A 21,176-nucleotide genomic window follows, 5' to 3' on the forward strand; every position below is an offset into this window, starting at 1 on the left:
ACTCAGTCCGCTCCTGCCTTTTCAGGCGGCAAGGATCGATCGTGGGCCGCCAGGCGGTATTCGGTAGGCCGCAATCCCGTCTGCTTGCGGAAGAAGCGACCGAAATAGGCTTCGTCCTGAAAACCCAGTTCACTCGCAATCTGCTTCACGCTGTAGTTCGAATAGCCGAGCAGCCGCTTGGCCTCATGGATCGAGCGTGCGTCGATTGCCTCGATTGCCGAGACGCCGAAAGTGGCGCGGCAGATGCGGGAGAGCTGGCCAGTGGTTACGCCCATCTCTTCGGCGTAGGTGGCGACTGGCCGTCGCTCTCGGCAATGGCGGTCGAGCAGGGCGCGGAACCGTTCGATTCGCGCCGCCATTGTCCGCTGCTCGGAACTGGCCGAGAGCCGGGCGCTCTCGCTGAGGCGCCCGATCTTGACGAAGAGGGCGATCGCCAGTGCCGCGCCCGCGGTGAACTGCCAGCGCTCGTGGCTCTCCGCCTCGCGCCCGATCGACTGAAAAAGCGTCTCCAGCGGTGTGCCGCGCTCGACATCGGGATCGACCGACAGCACCGTCGGCGTGCGCATGAATTCCAGCAGGTCGGGTGCGGCCGTCAGCGCCAGCGATTCCAGTGCGGGCTGCGCGGCGGTGATGACGTGACCGTCGATGTCGCTGCGGAAGCGAAAGCCGTGAACCGAGTGCGCCGGCACGACGATCAGGCATGGCGCAACAACCTCCCATGTCCTGCCGTCGATGAAGGTTTCGCCGCCCCCGCGGGTGACGTAGAGCACCTGGATCAGCGCATCGTGGACGTGCGGCTTGATGTCGAAGTCGAAACGGCCGGCACGCAAGGGAATGGGTTCGTAATGCACCATGTCGACCCACGATTGGCCGGCTTCCGCCCCATAGAGCGCGAAGTGCAGAACGGTCCGGCGGCGCTGTTGGTCATCGACCATGATGCACGGTATGTCCTGTTATATGTCGTCTCTGTCCATTGTTCCACAGGCGCTGGGGGCGTTCAATGGCGATACGGATTTCAGGAAGCGTAATTGCACGGAAAATTTTAGGGAAAGTAATTACATGGCACAGCAAATTGATAATCGCGCAGCCGCCTCGGCCCCCTACGGAATGAACCTCGACAGCAAGGTCTGCGTGATCACGGGCGCGGGTAGCGGCATTGGTGCCGGCATCGCGCGCGCCTTCGCGAGTGTTGGAGCGCACGTGGCGCTTGTGGACCGCAATCTTGCCGGCGCGGAAGCGGTCGCCGCCGAACTCCGGGAAGCCGGTGCCATGGCACAGGCGTTCGGCTGCGACGTGTCGGAGGAGGCTTCGGTTGCCGCAGCCGCCGACGCGGTTCGTGCAGCGCTCGGTTCGGCCAGTGTGCTCGTCAACAATGCAGGACTGCTACGCGCCGGATCGCTCGAGACGGTCTCGATCGCAGACTGGAACCAGGCCATCGCCGTGAACCTCACCGGCTATCTTCTGTGTGCCCGCGCGTTCGGGCGCGACATGCTGGCGGCGGGCAAGGGCAGTATCGTCCACGTTGCCTCGATTGCTGCGCTCAATCCGCAGACCAATAGCGGTTCCTATAGCCCGAGCAAGGCGGGCGTGCTGCTGCTCTCGCGGCAGTTGGCGGCGGAATGGGGCCCGCGCGGCGTGCGCAGCAACTGCGTGCTGCCCGGGATGATCCGCACGGCGCTGTCCGCGAAGTTCTACGAGGAGCCCGGCTTCGAGGCTCGCCGCGCCGCCGCCACCGCGAGCCGCCGCATCGGCGAGCCGGAGGACCTCGCCGGCCCGGCCATGTTCCTCGCCTCCGACCTTGCAGCGTACGTCAATGGTGCCGAGGTGCTCGTCGACGGCGGGCTCGATTGCATGCTGATGGACATGGTTCCGCGCCCTGGCTTTAACGCCACCCCGGCTGCGTGAGCGCCATCACACCATAACGAAAAGGAGAGTGGATATGGCCAAGGAGATCACTTGCGATCTGGTCGTGGTCGGATCGGGTGCCGCGGGCCTCGCCACCGCGATCACGGCAAAGAAGCGCGGCCTCGATGTCATCGTGCTTGAAAAGGAGCCCGTGTTCGGCGGTACCACCGCGCTGTCGGGCGGAGTCTTGTGGATTCCGCTGAGCAAGTATGGCCGGCAGCAGAACCCGAAGGACACCGTCGAGCGTGTGCGCGAATACATGATGAGCGAGACGGGCAGCAACTACGATGCCGCTGCGGTCCAATGCTTTATCGAGAACGGGCCGAAGATGGTCGAGTTCTTCGAGCGCGAGACCGAGATGAAGTTCGTGCCCACGCTCTATCCCGACTACCACCCGGATGTGCCAGGCGGCGCGGATATCGGCCGCTCGATCCTCGCCGCGCCCTATGATATTCGCGGGCTGGGCAAGGACATGCAACGCCTGAAGCCGCCGCTGGAGACGATCACCTTCATGGGAATGATGTTCAATTCCTCGAACGCGGACCTCAAGCACTTCTTCCGCGCGACCAAGTCGATTGTTTCGTTTTGCTATGTGGCTCGACGACTGGCTACGCATATCAAGGAACTGGCGCTTTACCGCCGTGGGATCAACGTAACGAGCGGCAACGCGCTCGCTGCGAGGCTCGCGAAATCGGCGCTCGCAGTCGGCATTCCGATCCACACTTCGACGCCTGTGAAGGAACTGCTGAGCGAGAACGGCAAGGTGGTCGGCGTGCGCGCGAGCGCAGCGGACGGTGACCTTCGCGTCACTGCACGGCATGGCGTCGTGCTGGCTTGCGGCGGCTTCCCACACGATCTCAAACGCATCGCGCAGGTCTATCCCCATGTGAAGCGCGGGGGTGAGCATCTTTCGCCCACGCCCGTCGGCAATACGGGCGATGGGCTGACCATGGCGGAGAAGGTGGGTGGGGCCGTGAAGCTTGGCTTTCCCGATGCGTCGGCGTGGATGCCTGTCTCGAAGGTTCCTTTTGGCAAGGGCCGCACGGGCGTCTTCCCGCATCTGCTCGACCGCTACAAGCCCGGCGTGATCGGCGTGCTACGCAGCGGTCAGCGCTTCACCAACGAATCGAACTCCTACCACGATGTTGGCTCGGCGCTGATCCGTGCCTGCGACGGTGAGCGGGAAACGGCGATGTGGCTGATCTGCGATAAGGTGGCGCTGGGCAAGTATGGCCTGGGCTATGCCAAGCCCGCGCCGATGCCGGTGGGGCCGTTGCTGCGCAAAGGCTACCTCATCAAGGGCGAGACGATTGGCGAGCTTGCGCGCAATTGCGGGATTGCTCCCGATGCGCTCGAGCTGACCGTCCGTGCCTATAACGTCGACGCCGAGCGCGGAGAAGACCCAGCGTTCCATCGCGGCCGCACATCGTTCAACCGCTACCTCGCCGATCCCGACAACAAGCCCAATCCTTGCGTTGCACCCATATCGACTGGCCCGTTCTATGCGGTGAAGGTGGTGATGGGCGATCTGGGTACGTTTGACGGCCTCAGTACCAGCGTCACTGGCGAGGTGCTGCGCGCGGACGGCAGCCAGATTGAAGGCCTTTACGCGGTCGGCAATGACCGGCGCAGCGTGATGGGCGGCAATTATCCGGGCGCCGGTATCACCCATGGGCCCAATATGACTTTCGGCTTTATCACGGGTAACGCCATCGCCACCAAAGCCATGTCCCGCAAAGAGAGGGTACACGCATGATCACGCGCCCAATGTATCTGGCAAAGCCTCTCGTGGATTTTCGGGTCTACACCATCGCGCTGCGCAAGATGCCCGAGTTCATCGAGGTGTTTGACCGGCTCGCCATGCCGATCCTGCTCGAGACGCTTGGGCACCCGCTTGGCTTTTGGACAAGTCTGGTGGGGCAGCAGAACCAGTTCACCCACCTGTGGGGGTATGACGATCTTGCGGACTACGAACGACGGTGCCTCGCACGCGATACGCATCCGGATTTCCCGACCTATCTCAAGGCGTCGGGGCATCTGATCACGGCGCAGGAGACGCGCCTCATTCGTGCCGCTTCGCTGGGTAGCGTCGCAGAGTAAACCGACATGCCGCTATCACACACCGGCTTCGGCTCGCTTCGCGTATCGCGCTACGACGGACCCAATGCCAGATCGCGATGAGCAGAGCTCTGGAATTCGCGGGGCGTGGCGCCAGTTTGCTTGCGAAAGTAGCGGCTGAAATAGGCGCTGTCCTCGAATCCCAGGCTGTGCGCGATCTGCTTGACGGTCATGCCCGAGTAGACCAGATCGCGCTGCGCCTCGCGAATCAGATGGTCGTTGATCAGCGCGGTGGGTGACGAACCGAGTTCTTCGCGGCAGATGCGCCCGAGTTGCGGCGGGGTGACATCAAGCGCGGCTGCATAGAACTCGACCGGGCGATGCTCACGGAAATGCTGGGCAATCAGTTCGCGGAAGCGTCTGATTTGCTGGCTGCGCCGCGCGGCGAGCGCGGCCACCGGCACGTTGGCATCGTCGACGAGTCGAGCCGCCTGTACGAAAAGTGCCATCAACAGTGACATGCCCGCTGCCGTATAACCGGCCGCGCCACGGCGAAACTCATTCTCGAGCATTTGAAAGAGCGGCATCAACGTTTCGTCGCTGGCTGCTGGCCCGCTCACCGGAATCACGGCGGGGCGCTGGAGAACCGCGACGAGCGTTGAGGAAAGGGACTTCGCGATGGACTCCAGCGCGCGCTGCGCCGCCGTGACGACAAGACCGTCGATCTCCGGTGAAAACGCGAAACCGTGCACCACCTGCGCAGGAAGGATCACGAGGCAGGGTGGATTAAACGGTGTCTTTTCGCTCTCGATGACGACGTGACCATGGCCGCTGCGGATGTAGAGAAACTGCAGCAGCGCGTCGTGACGGTGCGCCGGAATGTTCCAGTCGTTCGGCCGACTGCGTTCCGGAATCCACTCGAAATTGAATGCATCGTGCCACGGCGGCCGCGCGGCCGATGCTTCTCCGTACAACTCGTAACTAGGGATTTTCCTCATGTCGCCTTCCCTCACATGTGCAGATTGTCCTGTTTATCCACAGTTTTGTCCATGATCGGCCGGCGTCGTCTGCCTATACTTCAGGCAGACGGAATCGATGAGGATTCTTCGTTTGAGACGCAGGTCACGCCTTGGTGTATGCCTTCCTGGGAGAGATTCGCACGACTAACGAAGTGGGAACGCGCCGCACAGACTGGTTGAATCTGGCGGGCAAGGTGAGCGAGGCGGTGGGCGGCATCGGCTGCGCGCGCATCGCTCACACGCTGTGCGGGCGCTGAAACGAAGCTCTCACGCAACGGCGCTGCGGCGCGCCGTTGCGGATACCGGTCGTCCCGCACCCGCGGGTACGGCGCCGCAATAGAACGACATTAATCTCTGGAGACATCGCAATGGAAACGCTCGATCGCGCCGGCATCGCCGGCGCGTTGCCGCCGCTCGTCTATCACGTTGCTGGAGGGCAGCAATGAAGTCCTTCGAACGCGTCGTCGATACCCAGGCCTTCATTGACGGCCAACGGTTCTCGCCATTTCAGTCGGTCATTCTGGTGCTGTGCTTTCTCGTGGTCGCCGCTGACGGCTACGACACGGCAGCTATCGGCTTCATCGCGCCGTCGCTTGTGCAGCAATGGGGCATTGCGCGCGTCGCGCTCGGTCCGGTGATGAGCGCCGCGCTGGTCGGACTCGGCATCGGCGCGGTGCTGGCCGGCCCGCTCGCAGACAGGCTCGGGCGCAAGACGGTGCTGGTGCTTTCTGTTGCGTTCTTCGGACTGTGGAGCCTTGCTGCGGCATTCGCCGGCACGGTCGAGTCGCTGACCGTGCTGCGCTTCTGCACGGGTCTCGGCCTCGGCGCTGCCATGCCGAACGCCGTCACGCTGATGTCCGAATATGCGCCGACACGCGTGCGCGCGGTCGTCGTCAATACGATGTTCTGTGGCTTTTCCACCGGCCTTGCGCTCGGTGGATTCACGTCTGCATGGCTGATTCCGCATTTTGGCTGGCAAAGCGTGCTGGTCGCGGGCGGCATCGGGCCGATCGTGCTTACGGTTCTGCTGATCCTGCTCTTGCCGGAATCCGTTCAGTTCATGGCGGTAAGCCAGCGCGCCGACGCAAAAATCGCTCGCATCCTCAGCCGTATTGCACCCGGCAGGACGTTCGATGGCTGCCGCTTCGTCGCGCCTGAGGGCGGTGTGAGCGCGAAGCGCGAATCGGCGATTCGCGTCGTCCTGTCGCGACAGTACCGCTTCGGGACATTGATGCTGTGGCTCGCGTACTTCATGGGCCTGCTGATCTATTACCTGCTCACCAACTGGCTGCCCACGCTGTTTCGCGACACGGGCTTTTCCGGCGCGCGTGCAGCCCTGATGACCTCGCTTTTCCCGCTTGGCGGCGTGCTGGGCAACCTGTGTGTCGGCTGGTTCATGGATCGACTCAACGCCAATCGCGTGATCGCGGCCACGTATGTGCTCGCCGCAGTCATGGTCCTGCTGGTGGGGCGCGGTGTCGGCCACCAGTTGTGGCTCGGCACGCTCATCTTCTTGACCGGGACATTGGTCACGAGCGCAGTCACGTCGATGTCCGCACTGGCCGCCGCGTTTTATCCGACGCACGGGCGCGCGACTGGCGTTGCCTGGATGCTAGGCGTGGGGCGCATAGGGGGAGTGGCAGGGGCACTGGTCGGCGCGGCTCTGATGGGCTTCGGATGGCAGATCGGCTCCGTGTTCAGCCTGCTTGCCGTGCCGGCGCTGGTGTCCGCGTGCGCACTGTTCGTGATGATCGGGCGCGGCGCAGCCGCTTCGAAAACGCCCTCACAGCAAAGCGTGCCGATGCACTAGGCACGGTCACGAGCCGTTCTTGTCGTGAATTGTTGTTCAAATAATTAGGCATGCAAATAAATTATTCCGGTTTGGAGAGCCACAAATGAAAAAGAAGCTTCTCGCATTGGCCCCGCTTTGTCTGTACGGTGCATCGACTTGGGCGCAAAGCAGTCTGACGCTGTACGGTGTGCTGGACGAAGGCATCATGTTCAACAGCAACGTCGCCACCGGGCCGTCGAAAGGCGGGAAAAAGTGGTATCTCGACTCGCTCAACGGCATGTACGGCAGCCGTTGGGGCATGAAGGGCGCCGAGGACCTGGGTGGCGGCACGCGTGCGATCTTCACGCTTGAATCTGGCGTGAACCTGAACTCGGGCGCCGCAGGTCAAGGCGGACTCCAGTTCGGACGGCAGGCAGCCGTCGGCTTGAGCAACCAGAGCTTCGGTGACCTCACGCTGGGGCGGCAGTACGATTCGGTCGTCAACTATGCGCAAGCGGTCACGATTCAGGGCTATCTGGCGAGTGAAGTTTTTCAGCATCCAGGCGACTTCGACAACACCGCGAACTCGCTGCGCACCAACAATGCGATTCGATACGCGAGCCCGAACATCAACGGACTCACGTTTGGCGCCACCTGGAGCGTGGGCGGCCAGCCTGGCAATATCAGCGGCAACGGCGGCTATTCGGCCGGCGCAGCATACTCCAACGGCGTGGTGACACTGGCGGCCGCTTACCTCTATTTCAAGAATCCGACCGCGGCGACCGCGGGCCAGGGATTCTTCACGAGCAACGGCAGCGGAACGCAGTTGACCGGCATCCTGAACAAGGCTTATGGAAGTGCGAATTCGTATCAGGTGGCGGTAGCGGGTGGGCTGTACACGATTGGGCCGGTGCAGATCGGTGCGTCGTGGTCGAACATCGAGTACGGCAATATCGTGGCAATGGGTGGTGCGAGTGCGCGGTTCAATAACGTCGATGCGGGTGTCAAGTGGTCGGTCACGCCGGCGTTCATTCTTGGCGCAGCGTACGATTACGCGAAGGGCAGCAATGTTCGCACGTCCGATGGCGCGAACGTCGGCAATCAGCATTTCAACCAGGTCAGCGTGATGGCCGATTACTTTCTTTCGAAGCGAACCGATCTCTACGCCGAGGGTGCGTATCAGATCGCGGCGGGCACGTCGTCCACGGGTGCGCCTGCAGTGGCGAACATCGGCAATGCCGGCGACTCGTCGAACACCCGCCAGGCGCTGGTGCGTGCCGCGATTCGCCACAGGTTCTGACGCGTTGCTGCAGGCACCAGCGGCGCTTGCATCTGGCAAACGGCCACGCGCACTTGGGGGGGATCTCCTGGGCGCATGGCCTCGCGCCGGGATGCGCGCTCGTGTTGATGTCTCTGCGCCGCGGCAGCCCGATGCGGGCGACAGTGCAATTATTTGCGCTTGCGAAAGGCGTTTGGCGTCACGCCAGTGAATCGCTTGAAGAACCGGGTGAAATACGCGGGCTCCGTGAAGCCCAAAAAATCGGATACCTGATTGATGTTGAGTGCGGTGTAGGTGAGACTGCGCTTGGCCTCGAGCAGCAGTCGCTGATGCACGAGGGCGAGGGCGCTTTTGCCCGCTATGCGCTGGCAAACCATATTCAAATACACCGGCGTCACGCCTAAGTGTTCGGCGTAGCGGCTGATCGGAAAATGTTCGCGGTAATGTTTTTCGATCAGGCCGGAGAATGCCCTCAGGTAGGCTTGGCCACGATCCTGGAGTTCGCCCCTTTCCTCGCCTTGTTGATCCTGACGACTGACCCATACGACGAGCGCGCTTACGAGCGATCGGAGCATCAGGTCCCTTGAAGGTGCGGGAAGGCCGTATTCCTGATTCAACCGGCCGCACAGCGTGTTCAGGTAAGGCAGGTCGTTGCCGACCGGATAGCAGCCCGGGTGCTCGAGCACGCGGCGCGGCGCATCGATTTGCTGCTGAAGCCAGTTCATCAGCGGTGCAGCGATGGTCACCACGTATCCATCGACCTCCGGAGAGAACTGGAAGCCGTGCACGCACATCGGCGGGACGACCTGGACCGATGGCGTGTTTATCCTTGTCTTCTCGCCCTCAATTTCGAGCTGCGCCACGCCTTTCCGAACGTACAGGATTTGCGCGAGGTCCGCGTGCCTGTGCTGCCGGATTTCCCAGTCGTGCAAGCTGCTTCGCTCGGGTATCGACTCGCAGTGCAGCAAATCGAGCGTGCTCCAGTCCGGCCCTTCGCCGTATAACTTGAAGACGGGGATGTCGTGCTGCGCCGGATGCTTCATGAATTCGTCACCGGGTTATCGGCCCGCACAGGACTTTTTAAAAGTCCAATTTTAATCGAAAAAATTGCCTTATCAGCGCCGCGTATTTCTAGAAAAATGCAATTCAACCGTGGCGCTAGTCATTAGGGTTCAAAGAGAAGTCACGGCGTAGAGAAATACAGGAGACACAGGTCATGAAGACCAAAGTAGCGATCATCGGCGCCGGGCCGTCCGGCCTGCTTTTGGGACAGTTGTTGCACAAGGCGGGCATCGACAACGTCATTCTTGAACGTCAAAGCGGCGAATACGTGCTCGGCCGAATCCGTGCGGGCGTGCTCGAACAGGGCATGGTCGACCTGATGCGCGAAGCGGGCGTGAGCGAGCGCATGGATGCGGAAGGGTTGGTTCACGACGGCATCGAACTCGTGTTCGGTGGGCGACGTGACCAGATCGACCTGAAGCAGCTCACGGGCGGCTCGTCTGTGCTGGTGTACGGCCAGACCGAAGTGACGCGCGATTTGATGGCGGCGCGCGAGGCATGCGGCGCGACCACGATCTACGAAGCGGCCAATGTTCAGTTGCACGAAGTAAAAGGCGAAGCGCCTTACGTCACATTCGAAAAGAACGGCGAGACATACCGTCTGGATTGCGATTACATCGCGGGCTGCGATGGCTTTCATGGCGTTTCGCGCAAGACGATCCCCGCGGAAGTGCTCACGCATTACGAGCGCGTTTATCCGTTTGGCTGGCTCGGCATGCTGTCCGACACCCCGCCTGTCAATCACGAACTGATTTACGCGCATCACGAGCGTGGCTTCGTGCTGTGCAGTCAGCGTTCGACGACTCGCAGCCGTTACTACCTGCAAGTGCCGTTGGCCGAGAAAGTCGAAGACTGGTCCGACGAACGCTTCTGGGAAGAGTTGAAAACGCGCCTGCCGCAGGATGTGGCGGAGAAGGTCGTGACCGGTCCGTCTCTCGAGAAGAGCATCGCGCCGCTGCGCAGCTACGTGGTTGAGCCGATGCAGTACGGCAAGCTGTTTCTCGTTGGCGACGCGGCGCATATCGTGCCGCCGACCGGCGCGAAGGGCTTGAATCTCGCCGCGAGCGACGTGAGCACGTTGTATCGGATCTTGAATCGCGTTTACCGCGACGGCCGCACCGATCTACTGGAAAAGTATTCGCAGATCGCGCTGCGCCGCGTGTGGAAAGCAGAACGTTTCTCGTGGTTCATGACGAACCTCCTGCACGAGTTTTCGGACCGCGACGCCTTCGACAAGCGCATGCAGCGTACCGACTACGATTACTACACGACTTCCGATGCCGGCCTCAAGACGATCGCGGAAAACTACGTTGGTTTGCCATACGAACCGATTGAATGAAGCGGAAGTCATGTTTGTTTGATGGTTTTTCTCCGTCCCGATTTCTAATCCGGTTAGCCGCGATTGATTGGCAGGATTCCTGAGTGCATAGACTCCGCTCGGCAGTGATCCTTCTCATGCATCATCATGAGAAGGATCCATCAGGACGACGGCTTCCTTGATCAACCCGCGCAGCCAGATGAGACCGGGGTCCTAGGTGCGATGCTTATGCCACTGCATCGACTGCTCCATCGCAGGCACGGGGACGGGCGCGTCACGCAGCTCGACTGGCAGGCAGCGCGCCGCCTCCTGGGCGAGCCGGCGGTGCATCGTGGCCATCCGGTTCGTGCCGGGCAACAACTGGGCCGATGACATGAAGTTGTAGGTCGTCACTTCCACCTTGCGCTCGATGCCGTGCTTGTGCATGAAGCCGTCTTCCAGCGCCGAATGGACTTCGTCGGTCTGGACGACGATGTGTCCCGCCTCCAGATACCGCTCGGCCGTTTGCTCGCCTTTCGCAAGCGGGCTTCGCTCCCACAGCACGCAGCAAAACGTTTCCGTGAGCAGCAACTCTGCGGGATGGTCAACGGTTTGTCGATCTCTAAATCTATCTGGAAAACGAAATACTTTCGGATCCGCCGCTCGCGCCGAAAATCACCTGCCAGAAGCACGCCGACACGCTTCCCGAATTCATGGCGATGCTGCCGGGCACGAAACCCGAGGACTATCCCGATGGCGAGGCGAAGCCTTCGATCACGATCGACGAGGTGCCGCTGGAATGGTGCTTCCAACCGGGCGTCAAGCTGGATTTTCGGCATTGTCCCGTTGGTTATGTCGTGACCGCCGCAGATATCGAAGCCGAACTGGCGCGTATCGACCACGTGCTGCAACCGCTCGATATCGTCGTCGTCAATACGCGCGCAGGGTCGCGCTATGGCCATGCTGACTATGTCAATTCCGGATGCGGTATGGGCTACGAAGCCACCATGTACCTGCTGGAGCACGGCGTGCGCTTGACCGGCACCGATGCGTGGAGCTGGGATGCGCCGTTCTCCTATACAGCAAGAAAGATCGCGGAGACGGGTGATACCTCGCTGATCTGGGAAGGGCATAAGGCGGGGCGGAATATCGGCTATTGCCACCTGGAGAAGCTGCACAATCTCGAAGCTCTGCCTCCGGACGGCTTCATGATCAGCTGTTTTCCTCGCAAGATTCGCGGCGCATCTGCCGGCTGGACGCGCGCCGTCGCGATCTTCGAATGCACGGCGGCCGCGCCGTGAGTAGAGGAACACGATGAAATTCGCAACGTTGCCCGAAGGCGGCAAGGATGGGTGTTTGCTGCTGGTGTCGCGCGCCCTGCGCCAGGCTGTGGATGCGCAACCCATCGCGAGTAAGCTGCTCGATGCGCTCGAACGCTGGCACGAGGTGGCGCCAGCACTCCAGGCGCTATACGACGGGTTAAACGCGGCTCGCGTGCCCAACGCTCGCCCGTTTGACCCGGCCGCGTGCGCCGCGCCGCTGCCTCGCAGCCCGCAGTGGTGCGATGGCTCGGCTTTTCTCAACCACGGCCGGCTGATGGAGCCGGCGTTCAACACGCCGCCGATTCCCGACTTCGATACGGTGCCGGTGATGTATCAGGGCGCCAGCGACGATTTTCTCGGCCCCTTGTGCGATGTGCAGTTGCCTGACGAGGCCGATTGCATCGATTTCGAGGGCGAATTCGGCGTTGTGGTGAGTCAGGTGCCGATGGGCGCAACGGCAGCGGACGCGATGAAGCACATCCGCCTTCTCGTGCAGATCAACGACTGGAGTTTGCGGGCATACGGACCGCGCGAGATGAAGACAGGCTTCGGGTTCTTGCAGGCCAAGCCTTCCACGGCGTTTGCGCCCGTTGCCATCACGCCCGACGAACTCGGCGTCGACTGGCGTGACGGGCGCGTGCAACTGCACCTGAATGTCGAGTGGAACGGCAACCCGTTTGGTCATCCGCATGGACGCGAGATGAACTTCAGCTTTGACGAACTCATCGCCCACGCGGCACGTACGCGCGTTCTTGCTGCGGGCTCGATCATCGGGTCTGGCACCGTGTCGAACGTGGATCGCAGCGCAGGCTCCGCGTGCATTGCCGAGCGGCGGGTGATCGAGATGATCGACGAGGGCGTGGTGCGCACGGGCTTCATGCATTTCGGCGACTGGGTGAGGATGGTGGCGCGCGACGAGGAGGGCAGCGCGCCATTCGGTGCGATCGATTAGCGGGTAGTGCGTGCGCAGAGCAGTGACGAACGCGGGAACGGGGCATGAGAGTGCAGGTGACCGGGGCCGGCGGATTCGTCGGGTCCGCGCTGGTCGGGCAGTATCCCGGCGCGATGAGCGACGATGCCCGTGTTACGTCGCTTGCCGGCGATTTCAGCGAGCCGCAAACGCTTGAAAGGGTGCTCGCGAATCCCATTGACTTCGGACTGTGCCAACTGACGCAGTCTCATCGGTCGATCAGGTGTCAGGGTGGTGTGCTCGAGCTCCCGTCGAAAGCGATTATTCACGACTCGTGTTCAATGTCTCAACGCTGCAAGGGCTAATTTCTGGCGCCCTTTGAGGCATGCTTGCATCCATCGAGCACGCGCCAATTCTGGCGCGCCGCGCAACGGAGAACGAGACATGCGCAAGACATTCAGAATCGCCGCCATTGCCGGCGACGGCATTGGCCAGGAAGTGATGCCCGAGGGCGTGCGCGTGGTGGAAGCCGCGGCCAGGCAGTTTGGTTTGAACCTCGAATTCACGCATTTCGACTGGGCGAGCTGCGACTACTACCTGCAGCACGGCAAGATGATGCCCGACGACTGGTTCGCCACGCTCAAGGGTTTCGATGCGATCTACTTCGGCGCGGTCGGCTGGCCCGACAAGGTGCCCGATCACATCTCCCTGTGGGGCTCGTTGCTGAAGTTCCGCCGCGAGTTCGACCAGTACGTGAACCTGCGGCCGGTGCGTTTGTTGCCCGGCGTGCCGTGTCCGCTCGCCAACCGCAAGCCCGGCGACATCGACTTTCTCGTGGTGCGCGAGAACACCGAGGGCGAGTACAGCTCGGTGGGCGGCAAGATGTTCGAAGGCACCGAGCGCGAGTTCGTGCTGCAGGAGTCGGTGTTCACGCGTCACGGTGTGGACCGCATCCTCAAGTACGCGTTCGAACTCGCGAACCAGCGCGGGCGCAAGAAGCTCACGGCGGCCACGAAGTCCAACGGCATTTCGATCAGCATGCCGTACTGGGACGAGCGCGTGGCCGCGATGGGCGAGGCGTATCCCGACGTGAAGTGGGACAAGCAGCACATCGATATTCTTTGTGCGCGCTTCGTGCTGCAGCCGGACCGCTTCGACGTGGTCGTGGCCTCCAACCTTTTCGGCGACATTCTTTCGGACCTCGGTCCCGCGTGCACGGGCACGATCGGCCTGGCGGCTTCGGCGAACCTGAATCCCGAGCGCAAGTTTCCGTCGCTCTTCGAGCCGGTGCACGGCTCCGCGCCCGACATCTTTGGCAAGAAGATCGCCAACCCCATCGCGATGATCTGGTCGGGTGCGATGATGCTCGACTTCCTCGGCAACGGCGACGCGCAATACAAGGCCGCGCACGACGCGATCATGCAGGCCATCGAGAAGGTGCTCGTGGAAGGCCCGCGCACGCCCGACATGGGCGGCACGGCGAACACGACGGACGTTGGGAAGGCAGTCGCCGCTGTGCTTTAACTGGAAAGCGTGTTGAGGGTGTCCCGTCGGGACACCTTGGTACTTCTCACAAACCGTCCGCACAGTCCAGCGTCCGCAGGTGCCGAACGGCACGGCGTAAGCATGCGTGCCGGAGGCCAGGCCATATGCGGTTGCGCGCTGCTCCGCGTTCAGTGCTGTGCGGCTCCTTTGGCCGCGCCTTCTTCGGCGGGCGGCTGCGCCCCCACGGCCGCGCCCGCCGCCATGTCGGCGGGTTGCGCTGCGCGGCACAGCGCCGTGAGCCACACGTCCTCGCCATGCGGGGCCACCCGCGCGTAGCCTTGCTCCACCACCAGACGCCACGTATCGTCGGGCAGCGTAGCGCGATAGAGCACGCGGTACTCTGTGCGGTGCGCGAGCGCATCGCTCACGGCCGCTTCGCGCGCCGCGCGGTCGTCCGGATGAATGCGCTGCGTAAGCTCGACATAATGGCGCGGCGCTTGTCCCGTATCGACACCGAACAGGCGGCACCACTCGTCCGAGACGATCAGTTCGTCTTGCGCGCGCAGCCAGCGCCATGCGCCGAAGCCGGCAATGCGCGCGGCGTCGTTGAGCAATTGCAGGCGCCGTTGCGTTGCGGACTCCGCTTCCTTGCGCGCGCTGATGTCGATCGTCGTGCCGACCACGCGCAACGGACGTCCCGCGTCGTCGAGCAGCGTGGCAACGCGCGATTCGATCCAGCGAATGCGCCCGTCGGGCAAGATGATGCGAAAGTCCCATACACGCGGCGCCTTGCTCGCCACGAGTTCTTTCAACGCCTCGTCATTCAGCCAGATCGAGTCCTCGGGGTGCAGGATCTCCCAGAACTCTTCGTTGCTGTGGATCTCGCGACCGTAGACTTGTGCGCAGTTGCTCGAATAGATGAGCTCGTCGGCCACGAGATTCCATTCCCACGTGACGATGCCCGACAATTCCTGGGCCTGTTTCATGCGCGCCTCGTTCGACATGATCTCGGCGGTGTAGCGCCGGCGCAGGTCGGTCATGGGCAGCTCGGTATTGCCCGCGATGCCGAGGTCTTTCACGGCTTCGTCGCCATAGCGAAGCCAGATCCAGTTCACGTCAAGGAACGCCGCGAGGCGGCGCAGGTTCGAATAGTCGATCTCGCCGCCGCGCGTCCACTTGTGCACGGCGGTGCGGGAAATGCCGACGGCGTCGGCCACTTGCTGCAGGCTCAGCTTCTTGTGCTCGAGCAGCACTTTCAGACGGAACGCGAACGTATCCTCGGACATCCAATTCCCTCTATGACGAATCGCGCGGTCGAAAGGAACAAGCGAAAAGGGCGGCATACGCCCCGAGGCCGCCAATCGGGCCGGGCATATGCCGCCGGTGATGGGTGGGGCGCGCGGCCCGGACGATTCTTCCACCTGCCGCGTCCGGCCGCTTATCTCCCGCTAGTTTAACGGATCGGCGCAACGGCCGTTCCGGGGATCGGCCCGTAAAGGCCGCCGCGTGTGAGCCCGGCCTAGAGGTCGATCACGAGGCGCGGCGTGCGCGAGCGCGACACGCACAACAAAATGGTCTTCTGCGCCGCCTTCTCATCATCGTCCAGGTATTGGTCGCGGTGATCGGCCTCGCCTTCGAGGATGGGCACTTCGCAGGTACCGCACACGCCCTCGCGGCACAGCGACTCCACCGTCACACCGGCGCGCTCGATGGCCTTGAGGATGGTTTCGTCCTCGCCCACTTCGAGTTCGATACCGGACCTGGCCAGCACCACGGTGAACGCCTTGCCGCCGGTGTCCGTCGCGGCGAACTGCTCGGAGTGCAGCTGCGCCTTCGGCCAGCCGAGCAACGCTGCGTTTGCATAGACCGCGTCGTTGAGACCTTGCGGGCCGCAGACGTAGACATGCGCGTCGCCGGGCAGATTGTGGAAGAGCTTGAAGAGATCGAGCTTTTGGCCTTCGCTATCGACATAGCAGTGCACGTTGGCCGCATGAGGCCCGGCCTTGAGTTCGTCGACGAAAGCGCCGTGCTCGGGGCTGCGGTACGCATAGTGCAGTTCCAGTGCGAGATCCTCGGGGCGATGCTCGGCCAGTTGCGCGAGGAACGGCGTGATGCCGATGCCGCCCGCAATGAACACGTGCCGCTTCGCATTCTTCGCCAGTTCGAACAGGTTTGCGGGCGAGCCGATGGCGAGCCGCGTGCCCACCGCGACCTTGTCGTGCATGAAGGCGGAGCCGCCGCGCGAGGCCTCTTCGCGGCGCACGGCGATCTGATACTGGCGAGTGTCGTGCGGCGAGCTCAGGAGCGAATACGCGTTGTGGTGCCACCGCTCGCCGTCCTGCATCGAGACGAGCACGTGGGCGCCGCCGCTGAATGACGGCATCGGTGCGCCGTCGGGCAGCGCGAGCGTGAAGCGCTTGATGAGCGGAGTGAGCTGCTCGACGGCGACGACGTCGACAGTGATCGATTCGCGGGCGTTCATGTTGACTTCCTTGACTTCTGAATCCGGAAAAAGAGCGGATACGGCAGGGCCCGCATCCGCCCATAGCGCAGCGCGCGGCTTAGTGGCTTAGCGCCCGCTTTGACTGTTCAAGCCCGCCATGCACAGGTACTTGATCGACAGATAGTCCTCAATGCCGTACTTCGAGCCCTCGCGACCGATGCCCGACTGCTTGACGCCGCCGAACGGCGCGACCTCATTGGAGATCAGGCCCGTGTTGATGCCGACGATGCCGTATTCCAGTTGCTCGGCCACGCGCCAGATGCGGCCGATGTCGCGGCTGTAGAAGTACGCGGCGAGCCCGTAGATCGAATCGTTCGCGAGCTGCACGACTTCGGCGTCACTCGTGAAGCGCACGATGGGCGCAACCGGTCCGAAGATCTCTTCGGAGAGCACGGCCATGCCAGGCTTCGCGTCCGCGAGCACGGTGGGCGCGTAGAAGTTGCCGCCGCGTTCGTGCGACGCACCGCCCGTGACCACGCGTGCGCCTTGCGCCACGGCGTCGCGCACAAGAGCATCGACCTTGTCGCGCGCCGCTTCGGTGATGAGTGGCCCGACGTTGACGCCTTCGGCAAAACCGTCGTCTACCTTGAAGGCAGCCACGCGCGCCGCAAAGCGCCGGCAGAACTCGTCGTAGACCGTGTCGTGCACATAGAAGCGGTTCGCGCAGACGCAGGTCTGCCCCGCGTTGCGGTACTTCGAGACCAGGGCGCCTTCGATCGCGGCGTCGAGGTCCGCGTCGTCGAACACGATGAACGGGGCGTTGCCGCCGAGTTCGAGCGACACCTTCTTGACGGTATCCGAGCACTGGCGCATCAGGAGGCGACCCACTTCGGTCGAGCCCGTGAACGTGAGCTTCTTGACGAGCGGGCTCGCCGTCATCTCGAGGCCGATCTCGCGCGACTTGCCCGTCACGATGTTGATGACGCCGGCCGGGATGCCGGCCTCTTCGGCGAGCGCGGCGAGCGCGAACGCGGAGAGCGGCGTCTCGTTGGCGGGCTTGATGACGATGGTGCAACCAGCGGCGAGCGCGGGCGCGGCCTTGCGGGTGATCATCGCGGCGGGGAAATTCCACGGCGTGATGGCGGCACACACGCCCACCGGCTCCTTCGTCACGACGAGGCGCTGGTCCGGGTTCGGGCTCGGGATCACGTCGCCGTCGATGCGCTTGGCCTGCTCGCCGAACCATTCGATGAACGAGGCCGCGTAGGCAATTTCGCCGCGCGCTTCCGCGAGCGGCTTGCCTTGCTCGCGCGTCATGATTTCAGCGAGCGCTTCCTGATTCGCCATGATGAGCTCGAACCAGTTGCGCAACAGGCGCGCGCGTTCTTTCGCGGTCGTGGCGCGCCATGCCGGAAAGGCTCGGTGCGCGGCCTCGATGGCCGCACGCGCTTCGTTCGCGCCCATGTTCGGCGCGCTCGCGATGCGCTCGCCCGTGGAGGGGTTGAGAACGTCGAGCGTGGCGCCGTCGTCGGCGTCGCGCCACTGGCCGTCGATATAGGCCCGCTCACGCAGCAGGCCGGGATGTTGAAGGGAAGTCATGCGTGCCTCTTAGTCCTGGTACTGCTGCGCAAGCAGGTTGTGGAAGTGCGCGATGCCGTGCTCGCTGACGCCGCTGCGTGCCTTGTCGACCATGATGCGGCCCTGGCCGCGATAGCCGCGCGACTTCAGGCCCTTCTGCACGCTCTCCACGAGGCGCAGGTCTTCCGGACGGAACACCGTGCGATACCACTCGATCAGTTTTTGCTGCTCTTCGGTCGGTTCGTCGTTCAGGAAGTAGATGTCGTAGTGCTGGAGCGTGACTTCGGCGCTCATCGGGAATTCATAGATGACCGTCATGAAGTCGCTGCCCGGCGGCACGTTGAACATCGTGCACGGCCACGCCCAGTAGCCGCTGAAGCTCGGGTCTTTCACTGAAGGGTCGAGCTTGAACGAGCGTTCCGACGACTGCGCATGACCGAACTGCACCGTCCAGTTGCCGTTCAGCGTGTGCGTGTACTGATCGATCTTCACGGAGTCCGAGAAGCCGGGGTGAGCCGGGCCACAGTGGTAGCACTCCAGGTAGTTATCGACGATCGACTTCCAGTTGGCGGGCGTTTCGGTCACGAAGCGCGCGGCCAGCTTGAGGTCGTCGATCACGGGGCACGCCTTGCGCAGGCTCGCTTCGAGGCCGGGCAACTGGGCTTCCACGCCTTGCGCGTCCGGGTTCAGGTTGATGAACACGAAACCCGCGTACTCCTCCACGCGCACCGGCACGAGCGTCGAATTTTCCTTGTCGAACGACTCCACGTGGTCGCAGTTGTTGGCGTGCGCGAGCGCGCCGTCGAGCTTGAACGCCCAGGCGTGATACGGGCATGTGATGACGTTCTTCGCCTTGCCGCTGCCTTCGAGCAGCTGGTGGCCGCGGTGCGGGCAGACGTTGTAGAACGCGCGCAGCACCTTGTCCTTGCCGCGCACGAGGAGAATGCTTTCGCCCACCACTTCGCGCGTGATGTAGGCGTTAGCTTCGACCAGCTCGCTGCGGTGCGCGACGCAGATCCACGTGTTTTCGAAGATCTTCTTTTCCTCTGCCTTGTAGACCGCTTCGGCGGTGTAGTAGCTCGCCGGAATGGTCCAGGCGAGTTCCGGGTTGGCGCAGAAGTCGGCCGGCAGTTGGGGGAGTTCGGGTTTCTTGTGGAATTCGATCGGGAGATAGGTCATGGGGTCCGCCGCACTGGAGTTGGTTAACTAACAGTTACAACAAAACTATGGGTTAACAGAAATATAAGAGAAAACTCGGCGGCGGTGGATCAGGGTTATCCCTCGACGCGAGGAAGAGGGTGTGCTGCATTGATGCGAAGCGCGTATTCTTTTTGTTAGAAATCAATGTGAATTGACGCGCGGCAAAGCAAATCGATTTCTTCGTGGGCGTCAATAGGAGGATGCGATAGTGAGACGAAACCCTCCAGGGTGCGTACTATTGTTAACTGATAGTTTTGCGTTAACCGTAGGATAACCGCGTCGTGTCCGGAAACTGGAACCTCTGGTATCGGGACCGGCGTGGCAAGCGGAGCCGCGTCGTGCGGGACCGCTTGAGCCACCCCACAACTGGAGGAGACATGTCCCAAGAGGCAATTGCCGAAGCGCTGGCCAACGAGCCCGCGCGCGCCAAATCGCGGATCGAATCACGCTCGATCGACTACGTGCCGCTCGCCGAACGCAAGGGAAAGGCCTGGCACCTGTGGCCCGTATGGTTCACGGGCGACGCCAACCTCGCGACCATCGCGGCCGGTGCGATCGGCATCAGCATGGGCGGCAACCTGCTGTGGAGCGCGATCGCCATCGTGCTCGGCAACGTGCTCGGCACCTTCTTCATGGCGTTCCATTCGAGCCAGGGGCCGCAGCTCGGGCTGCCGCAGATGATCCAGTCGCGCCCGCAGTTCGGCTACATGGGCGCGTTGCTCGTGTGGGTGGTCGCGCTCGTCACCTATATCGGCTACAACTCGTTCAACCAGCTCATGGCGGGGCAGACCGCACATCATCTGCTTGGCACCGAACCGCATCTGAGCTACATCGTCTTCACGGTGATCTCGGTCGCGCTCGCGGTATTCGGCTATGACCTGATCCACAAGGCGCAACGCTGGCTCGCACTCGCGCTGCTCGCCGCGCTCACGATCTTCAGCATCGGCATGTGCGTGAAGGTGCAGTTCCCCGCAGGCCAACTGAGCCTCGCCGGCTTCAAGACCACGCCGTTCCTCGTGCAGCTCTTCTCGGCGGCGGCCTACCAGCTTTCGTGGTCGATCTACGTTTCGGACTACTCGCGATATCTTCCGCCTAATACGGGCGTGCGCGCCACCTTCTGGTGGACCTTCCTCGGCGCGTTCATCGGCGGCGTCTGGATGATGCTGGTGGGCACCGCGGCGGCGGCGCTCAACGCGCAGATCGAGATCTCGGATGCGGTCCAGCGCGCGGGCGACATGATCTTTCCCGGCTTCGGCACGGTCACGCTGCTGCTTTCGCTGCTGGGACTGCTCGCCATTACCGGCTTGAACTTCTATGGCGCCTCGCTCACGCTGCTCAGCATCACCGACTCGTTCAAGCCGCTCAAGTCGAACGCGACCAAGCGCGTGGTGAGCCTCGTCGTGGTGGCCATCGTGGCGACGTCGCTCGCGTTTTCGGCGTCGGACAATTTCATGGGCAAGTTCGGCGACTTCCTCGGCATCCTCGGCTATCTGTTCACGCCGTGGACCGCGATCAACCTCGTCGACTTCTTCATCGTGCGCCACTCGCATTACTCGGTGCGCGAGATCTTCAACCCGCGTGGCATTTACGGGCGCTGGAACTGGCGCGGCCTGACCGCCTATGCGGTGGGCTTCGTGGCGATGATTCCGTTCTTCAAGACGGAGCTTTACAGCGGACCTGTGGCCCGTGCGCTTGGCGGCACCGACATCGCGATGCTCGTGGGCCTGCCTGTCGCCGCGCTGGTCTATCTGTGGGCCTGCCGCTCGCTCGACATCGAAAAAGAACGTCAGCTCGTGCGCGAAGCTGACCGTGGCCTGAATTGATTCCGCCGCTCCAACGACTCCAAT

20 protein-coding genes are annotated in these 21,176 nt (G+C 62.7%); 12 read left to right on the forward strand and 8 right to left on the reverse strand.

The annotated features are described in order from the left end of the window. Window positions 1-2 precede the first annotated feature (2 nt). Window positions 3-935 carry a helix-turn-helix domain-containing protein gene (locus VSR72_RS18960; RefSeq protein WP_342953885.1) on the reverse strand — a complete coding sequence of 311 codons (933 nt, stop codon included), beginning with the start codon at window positions 933-935 and terminating at the stop codon, window positions 3-5. A gap of 124 nt (window positions 936-1,059) precedes the next feature. Here VSR72_RS18960 and VSR72_RS18965 point away from each other — a divergent pair, with 124 nt between their 5' ends. The 3 genes from VSR72_RS18965 to VSR72_RS18975 are packed head-to-tail and all read left to right on the forward strand — an operon-like array spanning window position 1,060 to window position 4,005. Further along, on the forward strand, window positions 1,060-1,905 hold the full coding sequence (locus VSR72_RS18965; RefSeq protein WP_342953886.1) for an SDR family oxidoreductase: 846 nt from the start codon (window positions 1,060-1,062) through the stop codon (window positions 1,903-1,905). A gap of 13 nt (window positions 1,906-1,918) precedes the next feature. Then, on the forward strand, window positions 1,919-3,661 hold the full coding sequence (locus VSR72_RS18970) for an FAD-dependent oxidoreductase (protein ID WP_342953965.1): 1,743 nt from the start codon (window positions 1,919-1,921) through the stop codon (window positions 3,659-3,661). Beyond that, the gene (locus tag VSR72_RS18975) at window positions 3,658-4,005 is read left to right on the forward strand and encodes an NIPSNAP family protein (protein ID WP_342953887.1); all 348 of its coding nucleotides are present in this window, start codon (window positions 3,658-3,660) and stop codon (window positions 4,003-4,005) included. The genes VSR72_RS18970 and VSR72_RS18975 overlap by 4 nt, the downstream gene beginning before the upstream one ends. A gap of 50 nt (window positions 4,006-4,055) precedes the next feature. On the opposite strand, the gene VSR72_RS18980 is transcribed toward VSR72_RS18975, so the two are convergent. Beyond that, a complete protein-coding gene (locus VSR72_RS18980; protein ID WP_342953888.1) occupies window positions 4,056-4,961 on the reverse strand; it encodes a helix-turn-helix domain-containing protein in 906 nt (301 codons plus the stop codon). Window positions 4,962-5,092: 131 nt separating this feature from the next. Here VSR72_RS18980 and VSR72_RS18985 point away from each other — a divergent pair, with 131 nt between their 5' ends. The 3 genes from VSR72_RS18985 (at window position 5,093) to VSR72_RS18995 (ending at window position 8,053) form a co-directional block, all read left to right on the forward strand. After that, window positions 5,093-5,239: a hypothetical protein gene (locus tag VSR72_RS18985; protein WP_342953889.1), complete on the forward strand. Its 147-nt coding sequence runs from the start codon at window positions 5,093-5,095 to the stop codon at window positions 5,237-5,239. Between the two features lie 185 nt (window positions 5,240-5,424). After that, a complete protein-coding gene (locus tag VSR72_RS18990) occupies window positions 5,425-6,792 on the forward strand; it encodes an aromatic acid/H+ symport family MFS transporter (RefSeq protein ID WP_342953890.1) in 1,368 nt (455 codons plus the stop codon). 85 nt (window positions 6,793-6,877) lie between these two features. Then, on the forward strand, window positions 6,878-8,053 hold the full coding sequence (locus tag VSR72_RS18995) for a porin (protein ID WP_342953891.1): 1,176 nt from the start codon (window positions 6,878-6,880) through the stop codon (window positions 8,051-8,053). 149 nt (window positions 8,054-8,202) lie between these two features. Here the strand turns inward: VSR72_RS18995 and VSR72_RS19000 are convergent, their stop codons facing one another. Continuing rightward, window positions 8,203-9,075, reverse strand: a complete 873-nt coding sequence (locus tag VSR72_RS19000; RefSeq protein WP_342953892.1) for a helix-turn-helix domain-containing protein — start codon at window positions 9,073-9,075, stop codon at window positions 8,203-8,205. 173 nt (window positions 9,076-9,248) lie between these two features. Here VSR72_RS19000 and pobA point away from each other — a divergent pair, with 173 nt between their 5' ends. Further along, on the forward strand, window positions 9,249-10,433 hold the full coding sequence (gene pobA, locus VSR72_RS19005) for a 4-hydroxybenzoate 3-monooxygenase (protein ID WP_342953893.1): 1,185 nt from the start codon (window positions 9,249-9,251) through the stop codon (window positions 10,431-10,433). Window positions 10,434-10,625: 192 nt separating this feature from the next. Here pobA and VSR72_RS19010 read toward each other — a convergent pair whose 3' ends face one another. Further along, a complete protein-coding gene (locus VSR72_RS19010) occupies window positions 10,626-10,955 on the reverse strand; it encodes a hypothetical protein (protein WP_342953894.1) in 330 nt (109 codons plus the stop codon). A 62-nt stretch (window positions 10,956-11,017) separates the two neighbouring features. On the opposite strand from VSR72_RS19010, the gene VSR72_RS19015 reads away from it, so the two are divergent. The 4 genes from VSR72_RS19015 (at window position 11,018) to VSR72_RS19030 (ending at window position 14,147) form a co-directional block, all read left to right on the forward strand. After that, window positions 11,018-11,692: a cyclase family protein gene (locus tag VSR72_RS19015; protein ID WP_342953966.1), complete on the forward strand. Its 675-nt coding sequence runs from the start codon at window positions 11,018-11,020 to the stop codon at window positions 11,690-11,692. A gap of 13 nt (window positions 11,693-11,705) precedes the next feature. After that, a complete protein-coding gene (locus tag VSR72_RS19020) occupies window positions 11,706-12,665 on the forward strand; it encodes a fumarylacetoacetate hydrolase family protein (protein ID WP_342953895.1) in 960 nt (319 codons plus the stop codon). A gap of 44 nt (window positions 12,666-12,709) precedes the next feature. Continuing rightward, window positions 12,710-12,988: a hypothetical protein gene (locus tag VSR72_RS19025; RefSeq protein ID WP_342953896.1), complete on the forward strand. Its 279-nt coding sequence runs from the start codon at window positions 12,710-12,712 to the stop codon at window positions 12,986-12,988. Window positions 12,989-13,067: 79 nt separating this feature from the next. Next, window positions 13,068-14,147, forward strand: coding sequence for a tartrate dehydrogenase (locus VSR72_RS19030; RefSeq protein WP_342953897.1), 1,080 nt, complete (start codon window positions 13,068-13,070; stop codon window positions 14,145-14,147). 149 nt (window positions 14,148-14,296) lie between these two features. Here the strand turns inward: VSR72_RS19030 and VSR72_RS19035 are convergent, their stop codons facing one another. From VSR72_RS19035 to VSR72_RS19050, 4 genes are all read right to left on the reverse strand, one after another. Next, the gene (locus VSR72_RS19035) at window positions 14,297-15,394 is read right to left on the reverse strand and encodes a PAS domain-containing protein (RefSeq protein WP_342953898.1); all 1,098 of its coding nucleotides are present in this window, start codon (window positions 15,392-15,394) and stop codon (window positions 14,297-14,299) included. A gap of 233 nt (window positions 15,395-15,627) precedes the next feature. After that, a complete protein-coding gene (locus VSR72_RS19040) occupies window positions 15,628-16,590 on the reverse strand; it encodes a PDR/VanB family oxidoreductase (RefSeq protein ID WP_342953899.1) in 963 nt (320 codons plus the stop codon). An 87-nt stretch (window positions 16,591-16,677) separates the two neighbouring features. Further along, window positions 16,678-18,150: an NAD-dependent succinate-semialdehyde dehydrogenase gene (locus VSR72_RS19045; protein WP_342953900.1), complete on the reverse strand. Its 1,473-nt coding sequence runs from the start codon at window positions 18,148-18,150 to the stop codon at window positions 16,678-16,680. Between the two features lie 9 nt (window positions 18,151-18,159). Continuing rightward, complete coding sequence (locus VSR72_RS19050; RefSeq protein ID WP_342953901.1) at window positions 18,160-19,308, reverse strand: ring-hydroxylating oxygenase subunit alpha; 1,149 nt, start codon at window positions 19,306-19,308, stop codon at window positions 18,160-18,162. Window positions 19,309-19,706: 398 nt separating this feature from the next. On the opposite strand from VSR72_RS19050, the gene VSR72_RS19055 reads away from it, so the two are divergent. Next, window positions 19,707-21,152 (forward strand): cytosine permease, encoded by a 1,446-nt coding sequence (locus VSR72_RS19055; RefSeq protein ID WP_342953902.1) that lies wholly within the window; start codon window positions 19,707-19,709, stop codon window positions 21,150-21,152. Window positions 21,153-21,176: the final 24 nt, after the last annotated feature.

Source organism: Paraburkholderia sp. JHI869 (assembly GCF_038900775.1).
Taxonomy (GTDB): Bacteria; Pseudomonadota; Gammaproteobacteria; order Burkholderiales; family Burkholderiaceae; genus Paraburkholderia.

Excerpts from the sequence above, each read along its gene's own strand:
- VSR72_RS19035 (WP_342953898.1), bottom strand. The coding sequence starts at position 15,394 with ATGTCCGAGGATACGTTCGCGTTCCGTCTGAAAGTGCTGCTCGAGCAC.
- VSR72_RS18995 (WP_342953891.1), top strand. The coding sequence starts at position 6,878 with ATGAAAAAGAAGCTTCTCGCATTGGCCCCGCTTTGTCTGTACGGTGCA.
- VSR72_RS18965 (WP_342953886.1), top strand. The coding sequence starts at position 1,060 with ATGGCACAGCAAATTGATAATCGCGCAGCCGCCTCGGCCCCCTACGGA.
- VSR72_RS19050 (WP_342953901.1), bottom strand. The coding sequence starts at position 19,308 with ATGACCTATCTCCCGATCGAATTCCACAAGAAACCCGAACTCCCCCAA.
- VSR72_RS19040 (WP_342953899.1), bottom strand. The coding sequence starts at position 16,590 with ATGAACGCCCGCGAATCGATCACTGTCGACGTCGTCGCCGTCGAGCAG.
- VSR72_RS19045 (WP_342953900.1), bottom strand. The coding sequence starts at position 18,150 with ATGACTTCCCTTCAACATCCCGGCCTGCTGCGTGAGCGGGCCTATATC.
- VSR72_RS19020 (WP_342953895.1), top strand. The coding sequence starts at position 11,706 with ATGAAATTCGCAACGTTGCCCGAAGGCGGCAAGGATGGGTGTTTGCTG.
- VSR72_RS18980 (WP_342953888.1), bottom strand. The coding sequence starts at position 4,961 with ATGAGGAAAATCCCTAGTTACGAGTTGTACGGAGAAGCATCGGCCGCG.
- pobA (WP_342953893.1), top strand. The coding sequence starts at position 9,249 with ATGAAGACCAAAGTAGCGATCATCGGCGCCGGGCCGTCCGGCCTGCTT.
- VSR72_RS19025 (WP_342953896.1), top strand. The coding sequence starts at position 12,710 with ATGAGAGTGCAGGTGACCGGGGCCGGCGGATTCGTCGGGTCCGCGCTG.
- VSR72_RS18960 (WP_342953885.1), bottom strand. The coding sequence starts at position 935 with ATGGTCGATGACCAACAGCGCCGCCGGACCGTTCTGCACTTCGCGCTC.
- VSR72_RS19000 (WP_342953892.1), bottom strand. The coding sequence starts at position 9,075 with ATGAAGCATCCGGCGCAGCACGACATCCCCGTCTTCAAGTTATACGGC.
- VSR72_RS18990 (WP_342953890.1), top strand. The coding sequence starts at position 5,425 with ATGAAGTCCTTCGAACGCGTCGTCGATACCCAGGCCTTCATTGACGGC.
- VSR72_RS19055 (WP_342953902.1), top strand. The coding sequence starts at position 19,707 with ATGTCCCAAGAGGCAATTGCCGAAGCGCTGGCCAACGAGCCCGCGCGC.
- VSR72_RS18975 (WP_342953887.1), top strand. The coding sequence starts at position 3,658 with ATGATCACGCGCCCAATGTATCTGGCAAAGCCTCTCGTGGATTTTCGG.
- VSR72_RS19030 (WP_342953897.1), top strand. The coding sequence starts at position 13,068 with ATGCGCAAGACATTCAGAATCGCCGCCATTGCCGGCGACGGCATTGGC.